This is a genomic window from Mesorhizobium sp., assembly GCF_024509055.1.
GTDB lineage: Bacteria > Pseudomonadota > Alphaproteobacteria > Rhizobiales > Rhizobiaceae > Mesorhizobium.
In genome coordinates this window covers 39466-61207 of the sequence record NZ_JANINM010000022.1, presented here as the reverse complement: position 1 = coordinate 61207, position 21742 = coordinate 39466, and the positions used below count along the sequence as shown (strand labels likewise).

General features: G+C 63.4%; 20 protein-coding genes. 11 read left to right on the top strand and 9 right to left on the bottom strand.

Annotated features, from left to right (window positions below; genetic code table 11):
- Positions 1–330 precede the first annotated feature (330 nt).
- The gene (locus Q0L57_RS01525) at positions 331–744 is read left to right on the top strand and encodes a hypothetical protein (protein WP_296736755.1); all 414 of its coding nucleotides are present in this window, start codon (positions 331–333) and stop codon (positions 742–744) included.
- Positions 745–803: 59 nt separating this feature from the next.
- Here the strand turns inward: Q0L57_RS01525 and Q0L57_RS01520 are convergent, their stop codons facing one another.
- Complete coding sequence (locus tag Q0L57_RS01520; protein ID WP_296736753.1) at positions 804–1673, bottom strand: SMP-30/gluconolactonase/LRE family protein; 870 nt, start codon at positions 1671–1673, stop codon at positions 804–806.
- A 205-nt stretch (positions 1674–1878) separates the two neighbouring features.
- Here Q0L57_RS01520 and Q0L57_RS01515 point away from each other — a divergent pair, with 205 nt between their 5' ends.
- On the top strand, positions 1879–2619 hold the full coding sequence (locus tag Q0L57_RS01515) for a GntR family transcriptional regulator (RefSeq protein WP_296736750.1): 741 nt from the start codon (positions 1879–1881) through the stop codon (positions 2617–2619).
- A 21-nt stretch (positions 2620–2640) separates the two neighbouring features.
- Here Q0L57_RS01515 and Q0L57_RS01510 read toward each other — a convergent pair whose 3' ends face one another.
- From Q0L57_RS01510 to Q0L57_RS01500, 3 genes are all read right to left on the bottom strand, one after another.
- Positions 2641–3465 carry an SDR family oxidoreductase gene (locus Q0L57_RS01510; RefSeq protein WP_296736748.1) on the bottom strand — a complete coding sequence of 275 codons (825 nt, stop codon included), beginning with the start codon at positions 3463–3465 and terminating at the stop codon, positions 2641–2643.
- 27 nt (positions 3466–3492) lie between these two features.
- A complete protein-coding gene (locus Q0L57_RS01505) occupies positions 3493–4797 on the bottom strand; it encodes an amino acid deaminase (RefSeq protein WP_296736745.1) in 1305 nt (434 codons plus the stop codon).
- Positions 4798–4947: 150 nt separating this feature from the next.
- Entirely contained in the window at positions 4948–5658 is a 711-nt protein-coding gene (locus Q0L57_RS01500; protein ID WP_296736743.1) for a LuxR C-terminal-related transcriptional regulator, read from the bottom strand.
- Positions 5659–5896: 238 nt separating this feature from the next.
- Between Q0L57_RS01500 and Q0L57_RS01495 the strand changes: the two genes are divergently transcribed.
- The 5 genes from Q0L57_RS01495 (at position 5897) to Q0L57_RS01475 (ending at position 11652) form a co-directional block, all read left to right on the top strand.
- Positions 5897–6979: a DUF3445 domain-containing protein gene (locus Q0L57_RS01495; protein ID WP_296736741.1), complete on the top strand. Its 1083-nt coding sequence runs from the start codon at positions 5897–5899 to the stop codon at positions 6977–6979.
- Positions 6976–7566: a dimethylamine monooxygenase subunit DmmA family protein gene (locus Q0L57_RS01490; protein ID WP_296736739.1), complete on the top strand. Its 591-nt coding sequence runs from the start codon at positions 6976–6978 to the stop codon at positions 7564–7566. The genes Q0L57_RS01495 and Q0L57_RS01490 overlap by 4 nt, the downstream gene beginning before the upstream one ends.
- Complete coding sequence (locus Q0L57_RS01485) at positions 7449–8534, top strand: PDR/VanB family oxidoreductase (protein WP_296736776.1); 1086 nt, start codon at positions 7449–7451, stop codon at positions 8532–8534. The genes Q0L57_RS01490 and Q0L57_RS01485 overlap by 118 nt, the downstream gene beginning before the upstream one ends.
- A gap of 282 nt (positions 8535–8816) precedes the next feature.
- A complete protein-coding gene (locus Q0L57_RS01480) occupies positions 8817–10265 on the top strand; it encodes an NAD-dependent succinate-semialdehyde dehydrogenase (RefSeq protein ID WP_296736737.1) in 1449 nt (482 codons plus the stop codon).
- Between the two features lie 118 nt (positions 10266–10383).
- Positions 10384–11652, top strand: a complete 1269-nt coding sequence (locus Q0L57_RS01475) for a four-carbon acid sugar kinase family protein (RefSeq protein ID WP_296736734.1) — start codon at positions 10384–10386, stop codon at positions 11650–11652.
- A 3-nt stretch (positions 11653–11655) separates the two neighbouring features.
- Here Q0L57_RS01475 and Q0L57_RS01470 read toward each other — a convergent pair whose 3' ends face one another.
- The 5 genes from Q0L57_RS01470 to Q0L57_RS01450 form a co-directional block, all read right to left on the bottom strand.
- On the bottom strand, positions 11656–12558 hold the full coding sequence (locus tag Q0L57_RS01470; RefSeq protein ID WP_296736733.1) for a DMT family transporter: 903 nt from the start codon (positions 12556–12558) through the stop codon (positions 11656–11658).
- A gap of 86 nt (positions 12559–12644) precedes the next feature.
- Positions 12645–14024 carry an aminotransferase gene (locus Q0L57_RS01465; protein WP_296736731.1) on the bottom strand — a complete coding sequence of 460 codons (1380 nt, stop codon included), beginning with the start codon at positions 14022–14024 and terminating at the stop codon, positions 12645–12647.
- Between the two features lie 149 nt (positions 14025–14173).
- Complete coding sequence (locus Q0L57_RS01460) at positions 14174–15334, bottom strand: acyl-CoA dehydrogenase family protein (protein WP_296736730.1); 1161 nt, start codon at positions 15332–15334, stop codon at positions 14174–14176.
- Positions 15335–15438: 104 nt separating this feature from the next.
- The gene (locus Q0L57_RS01455; RefSeq protein WP_296736729.1) at positions 15439–16707 is read right to left on the bottom strand and encodes an acetoin dehydrogenase dihydrolipoyllysine-residue acetyltransferase subunit; all 1269 of its coding nucleotides are present in this window, start codon (positions 16705–16707) and stop codon (positions 15439–15441) included.
- 4 nt (positions 16708–16711) lie between these two features.
- Complete coding sequence (locus Q0L57_RS01450) at positions 16712–17569, bottom strand: IclR family transcriptional regulator (protein ID WP_296736728.1); 858 nt, start codon at positions 17567–17569, stop codon at positions 16712–16714.
- A gap of 209 nt (positions 17570–17778) precedes the next feature.
- Here Q0L57_RS01450 and Q0L57_RS01445 point away from each other — a divergent pair, with 209 nt between their 5' ends.
- The 4 genes from Q0L57_RS01445 to Q0L57_RS01430 are packed head-to-tail and all read left to right on the top strand — an operon-like array spanning position 17779 to position 21731.
- Entirely contained in the window at positions 17779–18792 is a 1014-nt protein-coding gene (locus tag Q0L57_RS01445) for an ABC transporter permease (RefSeq protein WP_296736727.1), read from the top strand.
- Between the two features lie 11 nt (positions 18793–18803).
- Complete coding sequence (locus Q0L57_RS01440; RefSeq protein ID WP_296736726.1) at positions 18804–19652, top strand: ABC transporter permease; 849 nt, start codon at positions 18804–18806, stop codon at positions 19650–19652.
- The gene (locus Q0L57_RS01435) at positions 19649–20704 is read left to right on the top strand and encodes an ABC transporter ATP-binding protein (RefSeq protein ID WP_296736725.1); all 1056 of its coding nucleotides are present in this window, start codon (positions 19649–19651) and stop codon (positions 20702–20704) included. The genes Q0L57_RS01440 and Q0L57_RS01435 overlap by 4 nt, the downstream gene beginning before the upstream one ends.
- On the top strand, positions 20697–21731 hold the full coding sequence (locus Q0L57_RS01430) for an oligopeptide/dipeptide ABC transporter ATP-binding protein (RefSeq protein WP_366940849.1): 1035 nt from the start codon (positions 20697–20699) through the stop codon (positions 21729–21731). The genes Q0L57_RS01435 and Q0L57_RS01430 overlap by 8 nt, the downstream gene beginning before the upstream one ends.
- The last annotated feature ends 11 nt before the right edge of the window (positions 21732–21742 follow it).

Below are 21742 nucleotides of genomic sequence, written 5' to 3'. Positions count from 1 at the left end.
GCTGGCAAGCGCGGTCGCCGGGCTCGACATGACCCCCGAAGTCAGCCATCGTGAGAGGCCTGCGCTGAACGCGCGAGGTGATGGCTTGAGCGGTTTGCCGCGACAGGCAGGAACTTCGCGCCGCGACACATTGTGATCGCCAAGGTCGGGCATGACTGATGTCTTGTTGGACTGCGCGCGGATGGCCGACGCAGGGTCCGGCGCGCTAGTGGAAGTATTCGAAACATAACCGCTTTCTCGGTCAGGTCGGTGGGAGTCCCACGATTGAGGATATGGAACGTAAGGCTGTTCGTTGCGGGACTGGTGTTCGCCGGGATAACGGCGCCTGCCTTGGGGCAGGAAAAATGCGTCGCTCCGACGGGACAGTTTGAGCTTGGCCAGTATTCCTGTCTGGCGGTTGGCGCCAAAAGCCATCTCGCGCGCTGCGAAACGGAACTCAACGTCCTGTCCTGGAAGAGCGTCCTCGACTATTGCCCGGGCGGTGCTGCGCAGATGTCGTCCCCGGGTGCCGTTGCGTCTTCGTGCCGAGCCAACGACCAGACGTTTCCCATTGGAGGTTACGCCTGCCTGACCGCCACGGGGCAGGGCCACCTCGCGCGTTGCGACATGGTGCTCAACAATCCCTCATGGACGAAGATGGAAGAAAGCTGCACGGCGATGCCTCCTGCGAAAACAGCCGTGAGCCCGCCGCGCCCGTGGTTCAAGAGGGCGCTGGATCTTCCCCGCGGCCTGCTCCGCTTCTAGACACTCGAACGGGGCGCGCACCGCCCGAGCGTCGCGCTGCTCGCTCCGGACCATGCCGGTCAGCCGAAGACGTACGTGGGAACACCGGTGACATCCGTCTTCACCGAAATCAACGTGCCCATATGATAGATGCCCGGGCGGTCGGTTCTGAGCGACGTGATGAAAAGCGTCTTGAGGTCGCGGCCGCCGAAGCAGGGCATCGTCGGGGCTGGCGTCGGCAGCGCGAATGTGTCGACGATCCGGCCGTCGGGAGCGAATTTCGTGATCCGCCCAGCCGTCACTCCGGCGACCCAATAGTTTCCGTCCACATCGGTTGCCGCGCCGTCCGGCAGGCCATCGCTTTCGTCGAAGGTTGCGAACCTGCGCCCTCCCGAGAGGTGGCCGCTTCGCGGATCAAAGTCGTAGGCCTGCACATAGGCTCCGCGGGAGTCTGCATGATACATGGTCCCGCCGTCCGGGCTCCACGCCAGTCCGTTCGACACCTTCAACCCGCCGATCACGCGCGTGCATTCTCCCCGCGGCGTCACCCGGTAGAGCGCGGCGGTCGGCGCGCGGGGCAGGCTCTCATGCATCGAACCGACCCAGAAGCATCCGTCCGGGCCGACCTTTCCGTCATTCAGCCGGTTCATGTCCATGTCGGGTTCCGGATGGACCAGGAATTCCAGCGCCCGGGATACAGGATCGAAGAGATGGACGCCGGTCCGCAATGCGACCACCAGCCGGCCACCGCTGGCGAGCCCGATGCTGCCGACGGGGCATGGCATCGGGTAGGTCGCCAGGCGGTTCGTCTCGAGATTCAGCGCATAGATGCAGGGTGCCAGGATGTCGACAAACCAGAGCAGGTGGCGGTCGGCGTCCCAGACCGGGCTCTCGCCGATGGCCAGATCGATGTCGATGCGTCTCTCGATGGTCCCTTTAAGGTCTACCATCCAACCTCCCCGATGTTCGGCAACTCGGCTTGCGACGCTTGCCCGCCTTTGCTTGGCATTTCTGGCGGTTTTGATATTGCAAAACGTGTTTCAGGGTCGAGGCCGGTTTTGCCGGCAAGCGAATTTTGAAATAGTATATGCCAGAATAATCGGCGAGGCGTGCGGAAGGTGCGCGGCCGTCACCACCGCAAGGCACTAACGCGCCATGACCATGCAACCGGATGAACAGCAAACCGATGCCGGGCTGGCGCTCAATCGCGACAGCCTGTCCGAAAGGATCTATGCCCGGTTGCGTCTGGCCTTGATGACCGGACAGTACGAGCCGGGCGCCAAGCTGAACATTCGAAAGCTCGCGGCGGCGTACGAGACGTCGCCGACGCCGGTGCGCGAGGCCGTCGGCCAGCTTGTGCGCGAGGGCGCTCTCGAGCTGAAGCTCGGCTACCAGGCCCGGGTGCCGGTGATCTCCATCCCGAGATACATCAACATCCGCGAGACGCGCGCTCCGCTCGAACGGCTCGCGGCGGAACTGAGCGCCGTCAATGTCACCGGGGACGATATTCGCAAGCTGGAGGATTTGCACGGCGCCTTCGTCGAGGCCGAGGCAGCCGAGCAGTGGAAGGCTGCCCTGTCGGCGAACCAGGAGTTCCACTTCACGATCTACCGGGCCTCGAACAACGACGTCCTGGTTCGCGTCATCGAGAATCTCTGGCTGCTCGCCGGTCCGTTCGTCACACATCAGTATCCGAACATCCGGCAGGCCGCGTCCGAGGTGCATCCGCATTTGCTGATCATCGATGCGCTGTCCCGCCGCTCTCCTTCGGAGGCGGGAGAGCTGGTGGTTAGGGACCTGCGCGAGGGCTCCTACCGTATCCTCGAACAGCTCAAGCTGGCCGAGGCGCATCCGAAGCGGAAATCGGTGCGCCGCTCAGGGCACGAGGAAGACTGAGCGCACGCTGCGCCAATGATCTCAGGCAGTGCCGCCGAAGGCGCGGCGGGCCTTGAGTTTCTCAGCTCCGACGGCCGCGTTGAGCTCATACATCTTCGCCAGCGCGCGGGGCTTCACGCCGATCTGGCGCACGAAGCTGCCGCGCTCAGGCGGGATATAGGCCTCGGCCGATTTCTTCGCGACGGCCTCGACGATGATCTGCGCCACCTGCTCGGCCGGCATCGGATTGCCGGCGAAGGCGAGCGCCATGGCGTCGTCCTGCGCTTCCTGTTCCAGCATCGGCGTTTCGGTCGCCGTCGGGTAGACAATCGTGAAGCTGACGGGACTATGGCGTTCCTCGATCGCCAGCGCATGGTGGAAGGCGCGCAGGGCATGCTTTGCCGCGGCGTAGCTCGCGATGCCCGGGAAGGGCAGGAAGGCGACCATGCTGGCGATGGTGACCAGGTGACCGGAACCCTGCGCCTTGAAACGCGGCAACGCGGCCAGCATGCCGATGGCCGCACCCATGAAGTTCGTGTCGAGCGTGTGCCGGTGTTTCTCGACCGGGACATTGGCGGCAAAACCCGTGTGGACGATCGCCGCATTGTTGATCAGCACGTCTAGCCTTCCATGCTCAGACCAGACTTCGTCGAGAACGGCATTCCAGTTTTCTTCCGAACGGATGTCGAGCCGCCTGGCGGAGGCATTGGGACCTATCCCGGCTGCCGCCGCATGTGCTCCGGGCTCGTTGATGTCGGCGAGAATGACCCTGTGGCCCTGTCGCGCGGCGGCCTGCGCCGTTGCAGCCCCGATGCCGCTCGCCGCGCCAGTAATCAGCATTACCTTAGCTTTTTGTTTTCTGCTCATTGTGAGGAAATGTCTCGTTAGCGTAGGTCAGAAATAGGTCCGGATCGAGCCGGTGATGCGGTAGGACGGATCGACGAGGTGGATGACCCGCCATTTGTCGAAGGTCAGGCATGGATGCGAGATGCCGAAGCCGATCATGTCGCCAACCCGCAACGGTGAACTGGCCGGCAGAGACAGATGGCAGTGCTGATCATTCAGCCTGGTGACGAAATGGCGTTTCGGTACGGGAAGCGGCTCGGGCATGCTCCCGTTTGGCCGGTACCATTTCAGCGCCACCGGCAGGTCGTCATAGGAGGTGTCCCGCTTGCCGAACCCGACGATTGCCTTTTCGGTTTCCGGGCGCGACTGCACATAGGCCCATACCTCGAGCGCCGGTTCCAGGCCGCCATGCGCGTCGGCAAGCGCCTGGTCGCGCTCCCGCATCGCGTCCATGGCGTAGACGTAGAGTACCGAGTCGAGGGTGATGTAGCAGCCCGAGCGCAGCAGGATCCGCGTTTCGCGGTTGAGTTTTGCCGAGGACAACCGCGCGGCGACAATGTCGAAGAACGACGATCCTCCAGCTGAGAGCAGCACCGTGCCTTCGGCGAACAATTGCTCGGAAGCGCATTTCTCCGCCAGCTCGACCATGGAGCCAAGCAGGCTTTCCACCTGCGCCAGCGTCTCCGCGTTGGAGGTTCCCCGCAGGAGGCCCTCGAACCCCTCGATACCGGCCAGCGCCAGGCTGCCTGATGCGTGCATAGCCCGAGCGAGGGTCAGCGCTTGCTCGACCGTACGGCATCCGGTCCGTCCGCCAATGTAGCCGAGCTCGACCAGGATTTTCATGGGCCGGTCAAGACCTGCCGACCTGGCGGCCGCCGCCAGCGCCTCGACATTCGACAGGTCGTCCACCAGGCAGAAGAATTCGAAGGCAGGATCCTTTGCCAGTTCGCGCACGACATAGTCGATGGCGCTTCTTCCGACCAACTGGTTGGCGAAGAATATCCGTGAATAGCCGAATGCCCGCGCGACCTGAAGCTGGTGCGCCGTCGCAACGGTGATCGCCCAGGCGCCGTCGTCGAGCTGCATCTCGAACAGCGACGGGCTCATCGTCGTCTTGCCGTGCGGGGCAAGGTCCACGCCGCGATCCTCGAGGAAGGACGTCATCCATTCGCGGTTATGGCGCATTGCGTCCCACTTGATGACGGCCGCCGGCAGGGGAATGTCTTCCCGCAAAAGGTTCCACCCTCGATCGCCCACCGCTTCGATCGCGACCTCGGAGATGGTTCCCGGCACGCCTTTGTCCAGCGGATTGAGCGGCGGATGGGCGGCCTTCTTTGATGCCGAAACTGTCATGTCGTCTGATCCGGAGGTTATTTTGATATATCATATTGCAAAACTACGGAGCGTTGCAAGTGCAAGCACAGCCTTGAGCGAACGGACGCTTCGGCCAGGCGTGACGTGCGGACGATCTCGCCGATAGCCGGCGACTATCGATCGCGGCGGTTATCGTGACGCTTCGGCTTTGCGCATCTCGGCGATGAGTGAGGTGCGGTTGCCGACATCGAGCTTGGCGAACAGGTTCTGCAAATGGGTCTTCACAGTGGGCAGGGAAATCGCCAACTCCTCGCCTATCTCCAGGTTCGTCAGACCCTTTCCGACAAGGTCGGCGACCTCGAATTCCCGCCTCGACAACAGGAAGTCTTTCGCGAGCTTGGTTCTTGCCCGCTCGCGCATCACCCGGGGATGCAGCGCAAGGCTCGCTTCGACATAGCGCTGCATGCTCTCGGCCAGCCTGCAGGTTTCGAGTGAAACGCAATCCTGATCATCCCTGGCCACAAGGCCTAGCCCGGCCACCGCGCGACCGTCCTGCCAGAAGACCATTTCCAAAGCGTCCGTAATGCCGCTCAGGGCCATGTACGGGCGGTACAGTTCGATAGCCTGGTTTTCGGTGCAGGCGCGCTTCAAGGTCTTGGTGCGCACCTGCTGGCTGATCATCCGCGCCGGACTGCAAGGGTCGTGTTCGTAGTAGGTCGACTGGTAGATGTTGAGCCGGTCGGGGTCGACGGCTTCGCTCGCCACGATCTGCATGCGCAAGTTCTCATCGATCCAGTAGAAGATGGACGAAGGTATGCGCGTCGCTTCCATCGCGAACCGGAGCAGTTCGACGATTGGCCTGGCCTCCTCGCTGCCCGAGGCAAATTGGGTCGCGGTCATCTTGCGTCTCGACTGCATCCGGTTTCCGGCGCGAAAAGGTGCGCTCGATCGTAAGTCAAATCAACATCTTCGCCACAGTCGGCAGACGGGCTTGAGGAAAATCATCCTTTCAGCCGATTGACCCCTCCGCCCCACTCAGTGCCAGGATGCGGCATTCGAACGACGGCTCACGCCGGGAACCCAACCCTTCCGCCCGAAAGCAACCTGCGCCGTCGAGGTCATGCGGGGAGAGATGAATTTGGCTATCGCGCCGCAGCCCGCAGACTTGCCGCCTAACGTCTTTCGCGGCGCCATGACGTTCCGCAATTCGGACGCGGCCATTCTGCGCTTTCCTTTCCCGTTCAACTCCGACCGCTTCGAGATGAGGGGTGTGGGGATCGAGCCCCAGGAGCGTAACGGACCGACCGCCGCCTACCGGTCGCTCTTCGATATCGACGAGCACTATCTGGAAGAGGTCGCCGAGCGCGCCTTAGTCCTCGATCACGATCGTTCGCGCTACGCCATGCTTCCGCACATGCAGCAGGCGCAATGGGAGGCGACGGACTATATCATGCGCGCGCTGGCGCAGGATTTTCCCGAGAGCTTCTCCTACCGGTGCGAGGGCCGGAACTGCCGGTGGGAAAACCGTCTGCTCGGGGAAACGCGGGACTTCGTCTTCGGCAGGGCCGAGACGCTTCACTGCGAGGCATTCGAATACATCACCCGCCAGGCCCAGGGCGACTTCGTGCTCATGGATCAGCGCCAGGGCACGCTGTGGCTGGACGGCGGCATGGTGACAGCTTCATATGGCTGGTCGTTCGACTTCATCCTGGGAATGAACTGGCACGACTGGCATGGGACATTGGTTGGAGCGGCGGCCGAAAGCCGGGTCATCGACCAGGCCCTGCGCATGACCATGATGCTCGCGGCGGAGGCGCCTCAACGGCGCGTCACCTGGGTGCACTCCGCCCGGCCGCGCCTCGACAAATCGCTCGAGAACAAGATCGTCTGGCAGCACGACATTGACGGCGTAACAGCCAAGTCTGTGCCCGACGATATCTTCGTGCGCAGCGAGTTCCAGCAACTCTACCGCCTACCGCGCAGCAATGCGATCATCTTCGCCCTGCGCAACTATCTCCTGTCGCTGCGCGATGTGGCGCGGGTGCCGAAATGGGCGGCGCGCCTGCACCGGGTTTTGCGCGATCTCGATCCCGGGCTTGCGCGGTTCGCGAACATCCACTTCCGGCAGGAATGCGTCGACTGGCTCGCGCGCTTCGACGATGGGCGCCCGCTTTCGCCGGGTGCCGGCCCCGACACCGATCGGCTGGAGCCTCGCCCTTGACCATCGGTATCGAGAGTTCGTCGAAGCCTGCCTATGGCCAACTGGCCTGGGGGCCCGCGCAGCGGCATATCGTGGTCTCGGACGAAGCTGGCCTGGTCGCGATCGAGCGCCTCCTGGCTACCGCATGCGCGACAGGTGACGAGTCGATACGTGTTTATGTTCTGGGGCGCGAACATCGGATTGGCTCCCCGTTGCGGGCATCGACCGCAAGCCTTGAAGTGCATGCCGAGGGACCGGGTTTTTCTTCCGCGCTTTCGGCTTGCATGGATACCGCCCCGGCGGCGAGCCGGCTTTATGTCGCCGGCTCCGAGTCCTTCCTCTCCCTTGTTCGCCGGTTGGCGAGCGATCGCGGCCTTGCCGCCGACACGATGCTTGCGGAACTCGCTGGCTCCGGCGCGCGTCGCGCCCAGTGCGTGCATTGCAAGACGGTGAGTGACGACATCGCTTACCGCGCCTTCGATTGCGCTCGCTGTCACGTGACCTTGATCGTGCGCGACCATTACTCACGCCGCATCGGCGCCTACCAGGCCGTCGTTCTCCATCCTTCGGATCCCAACATTCCAGCCTTGCGGCAAGAGCTTTTGTGATGGATGCCAAGGCGTTTCTGAGGCTGAGGCTAGCCGGCATCGAAACTGTCGCCGACGGCGTGAAGAGCTTTGCTTTCGAGCATCCGCAGGGACACGATCTGCCGGCCTTCTCGCCCGGGTCGCATCTGGTCCTGCTGCTCGACATTGGCGGACGGGTTCGGCGCAACGCCTACTCGCTGACCGGCGATCCTGATGATCGGCGCCGCTACACGATCTCTGTTCTTCATCAGCCTGACGGCCGGGGCGGATCGAAATTCCTGCACGAACATCTCCGCGTCGGTGACGAACTGACCGTGCGCTGGCCGTTGAACTTCTTTCCGATCGATCGGATGGCAAGACGCCATCTACTGATTGCCGGCGGCATAGGCATTACGCCGTTTCTGAGCATGGCATCCGAACTGGACCGTGAGGGAACTGCCTTCGAACTGCATTACGCAGTCCGCTCAGCCGGGGCCGCGCCCTTCGTCGCGCAGCTTCGGGCCCTCTACGGCTCAAGAGTGCGCATTCACGACAGCACGGCAGGCACCCGACTCGATATTTCCGCCCTGCTGCGCGGCCAATGGATCGGCACCCATGTCTATGTCTGCGGGTCGCCGAAGATGATGGATGCGGTGATCGAAACAGCCGAGGCCTTGGGCTGGCCGCCGTCATGCCTGCACTTCGAACTGTTTAAGGCGACGACGGTTGGAGGTATCCCATTCTCGGTCGTGCTGCCGGGAAAGGAAACGCGCGTCATCGCGGTTTCGTCCGACCAGTCGATGCTCGATGCGCTGGAGGATGCGGGCGTCGAGATCGATTCCATGTGCCGGGTCGGCGCCTGTGGCAAATGCCGCCTGAAGGTGCGTCGCTGCAGCGGTAGGATCGTCCACAACGATCATGTTCTGGATGCCGCGGAGCGAGCCGAAGGAACCGCCATGATGCCCTGCGTCTCAAGGGTGTTCGGCGGTGAAGTTGAGGTGGAGACGTGACCTGACCGGTGCATGCGCCGGCTGTCACGGCCCTATCATGAGGAACGTACAGACGGCTTGCGCGCGGCGTTCCGGCAGCACGCACAAATGCGAAAAAAATCGGCTAAAGTCACCCGGCGCCGTAGCAAACGGGGGCGATATATCCTATCAGAAGCCTGCAATTCGGACGCCGGTCGAGAGGGCCGGCTCACTGGCTGCGCGGCACTGGCGGAGTCTGGCCGACCCTGGTGGGCGGCGGGCGGTCGATAGCCGCGCAAGGCGCATCGAAATACAAGGAGATTGGTGGAAATGTCATACCCCGAACATGTGCTGCTGCATATCGACGGCGAGTGGAAGCCGGCCGCGTCGGGCAAGACCCTGCCGATCATCAACCCTGCCAACGAGACGCTTCTGGGCAGGCTCGCCCACGCCGAGATCGCGGATCTCGACGAGGCGCTTGCCGCTGCGGAAAAGGGCTTCCAGCTCTGGAGCAGGACGTCCGCGTTCGAGCGCTACAAGCTGATGCGCGCGGCTGCCGTTCTTGTGCGCGAACGCGCCGAGAAGATCGCGCGCGTCATGACCGCAGAGCAGGGCAAGCCGCTGGCCGAGGCCAAGATGGAAACGCTCGCCGCCGCCGACCTGATTGACTGGTTCGCCGAGGAAGGACGCCGCGCCTACGGCCGGGTCATTCCAGCACGCGCCGGCGGCGTCAGCCAGATCGAGGTCAAGGAACCGGTCGGTGTCGTCGCGGCCTTCACGCCATGGAATTTCCCACTCAACCAGGTCGTGAGGAAGCTGTCGGCGGCGCTCGCCACCGGATGTTCCATCATCATCAAGGGACCGGAGGAAACGCCGGCTTCACCGGCCGAGCTCGTCAGGGCGTTCGTCGACGCCGGCGTGCCAGCGGGTGTCGTCAATCTCGTCTATGGCGTGCCGGCCGACATTTCCTCTTACCTCATCCCGCATCCGGTCATTAAGAAGATCTCGTTCACCGGCTCCACCGCCGTCGGCAAGCAGTTGGCTTCGCTGGCGGGGCAGCACATGAAGCGCTCGACCATGGAGCTTGGCGGCCATTCCCCGGTCATCGTCCTGCCGGATGCCGATATCCAGCGCGCCGCCAAGGTGATGGCAGGTTCCAAGTTCCGCAATGCCGGCCAGGTTTGCGTGTCGCCGACGCGCTTCCTTGTCGACCAGGGCGTCTTTGATGAATTCGTCGAAGTCTTCACCTCGACGGCCAAGGCGATCAGGGTCGGCGACGGTCTCGCCGATGGCACGACGATGGGCCCGCTGGTCAGCGAGCGGCGCGTCGAGGCCGTTGGCGCCCTCGTGCAAGAGGCGGTGCAGGCCGGCGCCGAGGTGATGACCGGCGGCAAGCGCATGGGCAATGCCGGCTACTTCTTCGAGCCGACGGTTCTTTCGCGGGTGCCGAAGACCGCGCGCATCATGAATGAAGAGCCGTTCGGCCCTGTCGCCCTGATGGTTCCCGTCGATGGCATCGACGAGGCGATCGAGGAAGCCAACCGGCTCAACTACGGCTTGGCGGCTTATGCCTTCACGCGCTCGGCCGATAACGCCGCAAGGATGAGCAGCCGCGTTCGCTCGGGCATGCTCTCGATCAACCATCTCGGCCTGGCGCTGCCGGAGGTTCCCTTCGGTGGGATCAACGATTCCGGCTATGGCACCGAGGGCGGCGCCGATGCGCTGGAGCCTTACCTGAACACCAAGTTCGTCACCCATCTGCAGGTGGAGTGACGGCATCGCGGCCTATGAGCCGACGGGACCAACCCGAGTTGGTCCTTTGCGCCTGAGCCGGAGCATCCGGGCAGCGCGGGGTAGTCATTGACGGGGCTTGGGGAGGTGCATCGTTCGCATGAGTGTCAGGTTCGCCGTCATTGCCGACGATTTCACCGGCGGCCTGTTCGTTGCCAGCAACCTCGAAAAGCTAGGCATCCCGGCTCTTTACGTTTGCGATCCGGATATCTTGCCGGCCGTCAGTGACCAGGAGGTTCTGGTTGTCGCCACCCGCCTGCGCTTCATGCCGGCCGCCGAAGCGGTCGCCACGCTGGATCGCCTGACCACAGCGCTCGATGCCATCGCCGCCGAGCATATCTTCTACAAATACTGCTCCACTTTCGATTCCACCGATGAAGGCAATATCGGGCCCTGCGCCGACTTCCTGATCGGCAAATATCGGCAGCCGCGACTGATTTTCAGTCCCGGCTATCCGGACCTTCGCACCTACGTGCATGAAGGCTACATGTTCTACAAGGATCGCATCATCTCGGAATCGATCAAGCGCTTCGACCCGATCACGCCGATGAACGACCCCGACATGGCCCGCGTGCTGCAACGCCAGACCGCGGAGAAGGTTGGCTTGCTGCCGCATCGTGTCCTGCATCGCGGCTCGGCATTCGCTCACGATTATGTGCGTGAACAGCAGGACAAGGGCGTGCGCTATTTCCTCATGGACTGCGTCGACAATGACGATGTGGCGCTCGGCGCGGCCATCTTCCGCCGCGACCGCGTCACAACAGGCGCCGACGCCTTGGCAATCGAACTGGCGTCGCAATGGAGGAACGAAGATGCGAGGCACGCTGCACAAGACCGGCCTCGGCCGGTTCGCGGGCAGGGTGGAGAAGCCGTTCTGGTGGGAAGCTGCAGCGAAGTTACGCTGAGGCAGCGCGACCATTTCGCGCTGTCGAACCCGGTTCTTGACATCGATATCTGCGGGGCAGAGGGCGATGTCCTGACGGAAGGCTCCCTGGACTGGGCGCAGACGCAGCTCAATGCCGGGCGGGCAATCGGATTTTCGGTCGCCGGCGATCCGGCCGCCGTCACGCGGGCGCAGTCGATGTTCGGCGTGATGGGGGCAGCGAAGAAGGCCGAAGGGGTGTTGGCCGGCATTGCCAAGGGGCTTGCGGAGAGGGGCGTTCGCAAGTTCGTCGTATCGGGAGGTGAATCCTCCGGCGCCATCGTCCAGGCGCTCGGCATCCGCAGCATGCAGGTGCTTCCCTTCGACGAACTCGGCGCCGGCTCCTGCGTCTCGCATGACGACCGTCGCATTTCGCTGTTCCTCAAGCCTGGAAAGATCGGCACGGACGATGTCTTTTCCGCCGCGCTCGAGAAGATGAGGACGTAAGCCTTAGCGGATGCCGGGCGGATTTGCCGGTTTGATCCGGCGGATGCGCTCGCGAAGGACCGTCAGCAGCCCGGCGCTGGCGATGATGCCTACGCCGATAACCGCCGGCAGATCAGGGTATTCGCGAAAGACGATGATGCCGAACAGCATGGCCCAACCAAGCTGCGAGTAGGCGACCGGCGCGATCTGGGTTGCGCTTCCATAGCGCGCGGCGCTGACGAAAGCCCATTGGCCAAGACCGACGCAGAGGCCTGACAGCGCCATCAGCACCAGATCGTGCAAGGCGGGCTTTGTGAAGCCGTGGACCGCCATGCCAAGGCCGTTGATGGAGACGAGGTAGAGGAACAGCGTTCCAAGAATGCTCGTCTTCTTGGCGGAAGAGCCCAGGCTTCGCATGATGATGATCGACGTGCCGGTTGAGAGCCCGGCTACAACCGCACTGAAATGTCCGAGCTGGAACACTTGGAACACGGGCTTGACCGCCAGCAGGACGCCGCCAAAGCCGAGCAGCACCGCGAACCAGCGCCACAGCCCAACCTGTTCCTTCAGGATTAGGACCGACATGACGGTCACGAAGAACGGCGCCAGGAAGATGAGCGAATAGGCGTCGACCAGCGGTATTGTCGTGAAGGCGTAGATGGCGCAAAGGCTGGACAGCACGCCGCATAGCGCGCGCAAATGGATGGGCCAGGGGCGGCTCATTTTCCAGAACTCGACCCAGCGCTCGTTCTCATGGCGTATGGCTAGGAGGACCACCGAAGCGAAGGCATTCTCGAAGAAGCCTATCTCGAAAACGCTCAAAGGCCCATGCAGGGCCTTGGTGAAAGCGTCGGAGATCGAGAAACACGCGTAGGCCGCGAAGGCGCAGATATAGACGTTGGTGAAGGGAGATTGCCGGGCTGGCATCGGCTGCGCCTGCTTGTCTGTTGTTTGCCGGCCGCCACTCGGCGGCCGGAGTTCGGGAGCTGTCGGCGCACCTCGCTCCCTGTTTGTCAGATCGATTTTGCCTGGATGGCCTTCTCGGTTTCCTGCAGCGCTTTCTTCATCTTGGAGCCGATCTCCTCGACGTCGCCCTCGTCGATAATGAGGGGCGGGCAAAAGCCGACCGTGTCGCGCATGGCGCGAACGACAAGGCCGTTCTCATAAGCGCTCGCGGCAAGGCGGGCGCCGACCTGGCGCGCTGGCGCGAAAGGCGAGCCGGTCGACGGGTCCTCGACGAGTTCCACTCCATACATCAGTCCGACGCCGCGAAGGTTGCCGACAATGGGCGAGTCCTTCGTCACGTCCGTCAGCACCTGGTGCAGGCGCGCGCCGATCTTGCGGACATGGGAGACGATATCGAGCTCCTCATAGATGGCGATGGTCTCGGCCGCGACCGCCGCGCCGACCGGGTGCGCCGCGTTGGTGAAGCCGTGGCCGAAAGAGGTGCCCCCTTCATTGTAGCGCTCGACCGCGTCGAGGATCTTCGGCGAAACCACCACGGCGGCAAGCGGGAAGTAGGACGAGGTGATGCCCTTGGCGAGCGACATCATGTCCGGCGCCATCTGCACCGTGTCACGCCCGAACCAGTTGCCGGTGCGGCCAAAACCGCAGACCACCTCGTCGTCGAGGCACAGGATATCGTATTTCGTCAGGATATTCTGGACGGCTTCGAAATAGCCCTTGGGCGGCGGAATGATGCCGCCGCCGGCAATCACCGGCTCGGCGATGAAGGCCGCGATCGTGTCAGGCCCCTCACGGAGGATCATGCGTTCGAATTCGCTAGCCAGGCGGGCGACGAACTCCGCCTCGCTCTCGCCCGGCAGCTGGACGCGATAGCTGTTGGGGCAAAGGGTGTGGATGAAGCCAGGCAGCGGCAGCCCGAACTCCCGGTGCATCATCTCCAGTCCGCACATCGATCCCGCCACGATGGTCGATCCGTGGAAAGCGCGGTCGCGCGCGATCACCTTTCGCTTGGTCGGCTTGCCGCGCGAGGCGTGGTAGAGCCAGGCGAGCTTAACCATGGTTTCGTTGGCCTCGGAGCCCGAGGTGACGAAGAAGGTCTTGCCGCCCGACATGCCGGTCAGTTCGACCAGCTTCTTGCTCAGCGCGGCTGCCTTCGGATTCGTCCGTCCATAGAAGCTGTGATAGTAGCCGAGCTCTTCATATTGCTTGGCCGCTGCCCGCCCTAGGCGCTCGTTGTTGAACCCCAGCGACGCGCACCAGAGGCCCGCCATCGCGTCGATATAGCGCTTGCCGTTTTCGTCGATGACATGCGCGCCGTCGCCCTTGACGACAATATAGGCGCCCTCCCGCGAAAGGGCCTGCGGATTGGTCTGGGAATGCAGGTGGTAAGCGAGGTCGGTCGCGTTGATTTCGGAATGCGCGTTCACGGCAATCTCGTCGTTTGGTTGTGAAATGTCAGCGATGATAATGAAAAAAATTCGATTATCAACGCGCGGATTAGGTGCAGGGGCTTTATTCTTTGGAGCCAGTGCGGCGATGGATCGAGCTTTGACCGCCGCGCATTTTTGAAGATCGGCTAAGCCGCGGCCGCGGCTTCCTTGATCATGTTCCTGGCGATCAGGATCTGCTGGATCTGCGTCGTTCCCTCATAGATGCGGAACAGGCGCACATCGCGATAGGCGCGTTCGATACCGTATTCCTCCATGTAACCGGCGCCGCCGTGAATCTGCACTGCCCGGTCCGCGACGCGGCCGACCATTTCGCTGGCAAACATCTTGCAGCAGGCGGCCTCGGTGGAGACGTTTTCGCCGCGATCCTTCGACCGCGCGGTTTCGAGCACCATGCAGCGGGCGGCGTAGGCCTCCGCCTTGCTGTCCGCGAGCATCGCCTGGATCAGCTGGAATTCGGCGATCGGCTGCCCGAACTGCTTGCGCTGCATGGCATAGGCCAGGCTGTCCTCGATCAGTCGTTCGGCCATACCCACGCAGAAGGCTGAGATATGCAGCCGTCCCCGGTCCAGAACCTTCATCGCGGTCCGGAAGCCCTGGCCCACCTCGCCGCCCAGGACGGCTGCGGCGGGCACGCGGCAGTCCTCGAAAATGACGTCGCAGGTGTGGGAGCCGGCCTGTCCCATCTTCTTGTCGATCTTGCCGAGCGACAGTCCGGGCGCTCCCCGCTCGACCAGGAAGGCCGTCACCGCGCCACCGGGTTTTTGAGCGGTCTCGGTCCTGGCGAAGACGGTGAATAGATCCGCATAGGGCGCATTGGTGATGAAGCGCTTGGTGCCGCTGAGCACATATTCCTCGCCATCCCGGCGAGCGGTCGTGCGCAACGAGCCCGCGTCGGAGCCCGCCTCCGGCTCGGTAAGCGCAAACGAGCTGATCAATTCTCCCGTCGCCAGTCTCGGCAGGTACGATGACTTCTGGATGTCGGTGCCGTCCATCACCAGGCCCTGCGAGCCGATGCCGTTATTGGTGCCGAACACCGACCGGAACGCGGGAGATGTGCGTCCAAGCTCGAAGGTGATGTGAACCTCTTCCTCCATGTCGAGGCCGAGGCCGCCATATTCCTGTGGTATCGACAGCCCGAACAGCCCGAGCTCGCGCATCTCCTGCTTGATCTCGGCGGGCATCCTGTCCATGCGGGCGACGTCGGCCTCCCGCGGAACAAGGCGTTCTCTCACAAAGCGCCGCACCGTGTCGCGAAGCTGTTCGAAGAGGTCTGCTTCAAGGGCCATCGGGTGTCTCACAATTATCGTTTCAGCGCTCTGCGGCGCGCTATGTCCGCCGGTCCATGGGAACCGGGTCTGCGATCGCCGTGCGCCGCCGCGAGGGAGGCAGCTCAGTGATCGGCGCGTCCGAGCGCCAACATCTCGTTGACGATGGAGAGCGTGAGTTCCGGCTGCTCCAGATAAGGCATGTGACCGCATTGCTGGAAAGCGTGAAGGCCGACCCGCCCTGGCAGCGAATGACAATGGGCGAACGGAATAATGCGGTCTTGCATGCCGAAGGCGATGCGGACCGGAATGCGAAGCCGCTCGAGGTCTGGGCGGATCGAAAAGGTCTGCGTGCCGTCGCAGAAATAGCGTTCCGCCAGGCTGGCCAGGGCGTTGGACATGGCTTCGTCCTTGCGTTGCTCGACCACGCTGCGGACGAATGCCTCGGAGATGAGGCTGTGATCGAACACCAATTCGTGCAGCCAGGGCAGGATGCTGGCCGGCTGCTTGGCGGCGACGAAGCCCTTGATGAACTGATGGCGGATTTCCGGGCCTAGCCCTGCCGGCGATATCAGCAACAGCGAATTGATCCGGACCAGGCCGCGGTTGGCAAGCCTTGCTGCCACGGCGGCGCCAAAGGAATGGGCGACGAAGGTGGCTTCGTCTATACTTTCGGCGGCCAAACGCTGCTCGACCATAGCGCAGATCGTGTCGAGGTCTTTCGGGATTGTCTTCAACGATCGTCCATGTCCTGGCAGGTCGACGGCCAGCATCCGCGCTCTCGGCCGGCCGGCGGCGAGCAGGCCGCGCCAGGCGTTATGGTCGGAGGCAAAGCCATGCAGGGCGACAAGCGTGCCGGGGCCGTCCTTCTGCAGCCAAACCGCGTTGAGCGACGAGTCGCCCACTGGTGCGAGCGGTCTTGGTGCCGCGACCGGCAGATCGATGACGTCGCGCTTCTGGATGCGCCCTCTAGGCCCGGAGCCGCGAATGCCCCGTAGGTCAATCTGCTGCTGCTCCGCAATGCGCCTCGCCAGCGGCGTTGCGACGATGCGATCGGAAGATGGGTTGCGCTGTACCGCTTCGGCCTTGCCGTTAGCATGATTTGCCACCGGCGCCGCTTTTGCAGCCGGCTTGCCGGCGGTCGCCGGCACTTGCTCGTTGGCTTGCAGGATATGGGCGACGACATCGCCGACCTGCACTTCTTCGCCCGCGCCGCGCACATAAGAGATAACGCCCGATGCCGGCGCCTCCACCTCGACCGCCGCCTTGTCGTTGTCGATCTCGAACAGGGCTTCGCCTTGGCTGACCGCCGCCCCGTCCTCCTTGAGCCAACGCGAAATCGTTCCGGCGTCGGTCTCGAGGCTGACTTTCGGGAAGACAACGGCAGTCGCCATGAAATTATCCTTCGTTGCCGGACCGCGTCGCCGCGGTTGGTTCGCCCATTGGCGGCGGAACGGCGCCGATCAGACGGCTCTGAAGTTCCGCGAGCAGCGATTTGAGCTTGGGGACGTAAACGGAGAGGCAGGCCTCCACCGGCGCGAGGTCCTTGATACCGCCGCAGGTGATGGCCACCAGTTGCGACCCGTCGGTGGGTCTGAAAGGCACGCCGACGGCGTTGATGTAGCTGTACCAATCCCCGAACGAGCCGACGAAGCCATGCTTGGTGTAGCTTTCAAGCCCGCTGTCGATGGCGTGCAGGATCTTGTCCTTTGCGTTGGGATTGGTCTCGACCAGCTGGCGGATAACCCGCTCGCGCAGCGATTCCTCCATGGCCGCCAGATAGGCGAGCCCCATCGATGTCTGCCATATCGGCAGGCGCGAGCCGACATTCAGCCGGAGCGTCACAGGCGTTTCCGGCCGGCAATTGGCGACATAGACCATTTCCAGCCCATCTCGCATGCCCATGGCCACCGCGACGCCGGTCTCGAATGCAAGCGCCTGCATGAGCGGCTTGGCCATGTAGATCACCGCGCTGCTGCTCAGGCCCGAATAGCCGAGCGAAACGGTGGCGGGGCCGATGCTGTACCGACCGAGCAGTGGGTCGTAGATCAGGTAGCCGAGGCCGACCAGCGTGTAGGTCAGGCGCGATATGGTGGCCTTGGGCAGGCCCGTCCGCTCGATCAGTTCCTGGTTGCCGAGCGTGACGTCCGCTGGCGTGAAGGCGCGCAAGATCTGCAACCCGCGCACCAGGGCGGAGGCATGCTGGCCCAGCTCTTCGTCCGACGGCGCTACGATGGGTTTGTTTCGTTTTCTCATGCTGCCTCCCAACAGCTTGGTGGGACCTTTGCCGGCCCGTTCGGGGCCGTCGGGAACCCCACTATGTCAGGAGCGGAGAGCGCCCGAAAGGCTGTGTACGAAATTTGGAACTTAATTTCATTTCTATTGACTGGTGTTTTCAGCCTTGTCAATATCGCCGCACTTTCACTCCAGGGGTAGGTGCGGAGCGCAATGCCAAGAGACGGCCGATGCTGAACTACATTCTGAGGCGCAGCATCGCGATGCCCTTCATATTGCTGGGCATCGTCACCATGGCGTTCCTGCTTTCGGCGGTAACCAAGGGCGATCCGCTCACGGCCGTCGTCAGCGAGCAGCAGATGAACAATCCCGAGATCGTCGCGGCTGCCCGGCAGCGCTGGGGACTCGATCGTCCCTTGCCGGAGCGTTACCTGATCTATGTAGGCAACCTTCTGAAGGGCGACATGGGGACGTCCTTCGTCACGCGCCGCCCGGTCTCGGCCGATCTCGTTGCGCGGCTGCCGGCGACCTTCGAGCTGGTGATTGCGGCAATGATCATCGGCAGCGTCATAGGCATCGTGTTCGGTCTTCTCGCGGCCTATTACCGCGACACCGCCATCGATCAAGGCGCGCGCATATTCTCCCTTTTCGGCTCCTCCGTCCCGATCTTCTGGCTGGGCCTTGCGCTTCTCTTCCTCCTGTCGGTCAAATTTCAGATATTGCCCGGGCCGGGCCGCATCGACCCCAGGATGTCGCCGCCACCGGTCGTGACCGGTTTCATGACCATCGATACCCTGCTCGCCGGAAACTTCGCCGCCTTCAAGGACGCGCTCGCTCACCTCGTGCTGCCGTCGCTCGTCCTCGGCTGGACGGTGGCAGGGACGATTTCGCGCCTTGTCCGCGCCAACATGCTGGAGGTGATGGAGCGCGAGTTCATCCTCACCGCCAGGGCCAAGGGGGCCGGTGAGTTGCGTGTCGTGCTGCGCCACGCCTTCCGCAACATCTTGGTCCCGGTGCTGACGGTGATCAGCTATTCGTTCGCCTATCTCATCACCGGCGCGGTGCTCACCGAGGCGGTCTTCGCCTGGCCAGGAATGGGAAGCTACGCCGTGACCGCGGCGCGTTCGCTGGATTTCCCGGCGATCATCGGCGTCACGATCGTCGGCGGCGTGATGTTCCTCATCACCAATCTGCTCACGGATATCGCCTATGTGCTGGCCAATCCGCGCGTGCGCCTGAACTGAGGGTGATGCAGATGTCTTCGGTTCAAGCCTCGCCATCGGCACGCTTTCGCCTTCCTGAATGGGCCTCGCCCGCTTTCGTGGTCGGTGGCGTCGTCGTGCTCTTCTGGCTCGTCGCCACCCTGTTTCCGACATGGCTTGCGCCTTATGACCCACTCACACTCGCGGGCCGGCGGTTGCAGGCGCCGAACTCGACCTACCTGCTGGGGACGGACGCGCTTGGTCGTGACGTGCTTTCGCGCACCATCCATGGCGCGCAGCATTCGCTGCCGATAGCGCTTCTGGTCGTGGTCAGCGCCGTGGTGATCGGATCGGCCGCGGGCGCCATTTCCGGCTACAAGGGCGGTTTCATCGGTGCCGCCATCATGCGGCTGGTCGACATCACCCTTTCCTTTCCTCCGATCCTGCTGGCAATGGCCGTCGCGGCTTCCCTCGGGCCGGGCCTGGGCAACGCAGCGATCGCCATGGTGGTCGTCTGGTGGCCGGTCTATGCCCGCCTGATGCGCGCCCAGGTGCTCGAAGTGCGTGAGCGCGAGCATGTCGAGGCCGCGGTCGCAGCCGGCGCCGGCCATTTCCGTATTCTCACCAAGCACATCCTGCCGCTGTGCTGGACGCCCATTCTCGTCAGTGCGACGATGGATCTCGGCCAGGTGATCCTGCTCGCCGCGTCGCTTTCCTTCATCGGCCTCGGCGCCACGCCGCCGACGCCCGAATGGGGCGCGATGATCTCCGACGGCGCGACGTTCTTCTACAGCTGGTGGATCGCGTTCGGGCCGGGCATGGCCATCCTGACCGTCGTCCTCGGCTTCAACTTCATAGGTGACGGCCTGCGCGATTACTTTGACCCGAGGTCGTCCAAATGAGCGCGGCCGAAGTTACCAGCCAAAAGGCCGCCGGTGAACCGTTGCTGCGCATTCGCGACCTCAAAGTCGGCTTCGCGTCGCGGGACCGCGTGTTGCCGGCGGTGCGCGGCCTCGACATCGAACTCTCCAAGGGCGAGGTCCTGGGCATTGTCGGCGAGTCCGGGTCGGGCAAATCCCTCGGCATGCTTGCGTCGCTCGGGTTGCAGGCACGCAACGCGATCGTCACAGGTTCCGTCGTGTTCAAGGGCCAGGAGCTCGTGGGCCGTCCGCGTCGGGACATGCGCGCGCTGCGAGGCGCCGAGATCAGCATGATCTTCCAGGATCCGCTGTCATCGCTCAATCCGGTGATGACGGTTGGCGACCAGATCCGTGAGGCGCTTCTCCTCCACAACAGGGGCATGGGCAAGGCGAAGGCGACCGAGCGGGTGCTCGAGCTCCTGCAGCTTGTCGCCATTCCGCAACCGGATCGCCGGATCAACCAGTATCCGCACGAGTTTTCCGGCGGCATGCGCCAGCGCGTCATGATCGCCATGGCGGTCGCCAACAATCCCGAACTGCTGGTAGCGGACGAGCCGACGACGGCGCTCGACGTCACCGTGCAGGCCCAGATCATGCGCATGTTGCGCGAGCTCAAGGAAAAGCTCGGGCTGGCGCTCATCCTGATCACGCATGACCTCGGCGTCGTCGCCGGGCATGCGGATCGGGTCGCGGTCATCTATGCGGGGCTGGTGGTCGAGGAGGCCGAAGTGCGCGAGCTCTTCGCCAATCCCCGCCATCCTTATACGCGGGGCCTGATCGACTCGATCCCGAAGCTGACGGCCTCGAAGGAGAAACTCTATTCGATCCCCGGCGCGCCGCCGATGCTTGGCGCGCTGCCGGAGGGCTGCGCCTTCCATCCGCGTTGCAGCTTCGCCCAGGACATCTGTCGCAAGGCCGCCCCTCCGGTCGTCGAGCTCGGCCGCCACCGGGCGGCCTGTCACTTCGCCGAGAGCCTGCCGTCATGGGGCGGCGCCGACCGTGCGGCGCTTGCGAAAGAGCACAGCAATGGCTGATACATTGATCAACAAGCAGGCCGTGTCCGGCGAGGGCGTCGCCCTATCGGTTCGCAATTTGTCGAAGACTTTTCCGATCATGGGCGGCACCCTTGTCCGCCGGGAAGTCGCCCAGTTGAAGGCCGTCACGGACATCTCCTTCGACCTGAAGCCTGGCGAGACGCTGGGGCTGGTTGGGGAATCCGGTTGCGGCAAGTCGACCCTTGGCCGATGCCTGCTGCGTTTGATCGAGCCGACATCCGGTAGCGTGAGCGTGAACGGCGTAGATGTCGTCTCGCTCGGCCCCCAGCAGATGCGCGACATGCGCCGACACCTTCAACTGGTCTTCCAGGATCCGTATGGCTCGCTGCATCCGCGTATGCGCGTCGAGGACAGCATCGCCGAGCCGTTGCGCATAACCACGATGAGCAGCGCGCAAAGGCGCGAGCGCGTGCTGGAGATGCTCGATCTCGTCAGCCTCAGCGCCGCGCATGGCCGGCGCTATCCGCATCAATTGTCGGGCGGCCAGCGTCAACGCGTGGTCATTGCCCGCGCTTTGGCATTGAAGCCGGAAGTGCTCGTCCTGGACGAACCGGTCTCGGCGCTCGACGTGTCGGTGCAGGCCGGCGTGCTCAATCTGCTCCAGGAAATACAGGAAAGGATGCGGACCGCTTACGTCTTCATCGCGCATGACCTGTCCGTCGTGCGCCACATCTCGCACAAGGTCGCGGTGATGTATCTCGGCCGCTTTGTCGAGGTGGCGCCGGCGGAAAAGCTCTATGAGCGGCCGCTGCATCCCTATTCGCAGGCGCTGATGTCGGCGGTGCCGGTCGCCGACCCGGATCTCGAACGCGGACGCAAGCAGATACTGTTGAAGGGGGATGTGCCAAGCCCCATCAACCCGCCATCGGGCTGTCCGTTCCGGACCCGGTGTTTCAAGGCGCAGGACAAATGCGCCGAAGCGACGACTCCGCTCGTGGAGGTCGAACCCGGCCACTATGCGGCATGCCATTTCCCAGGCCCGACGGGCGTCGGATTGACGGCCTGAGTACAAGCTAG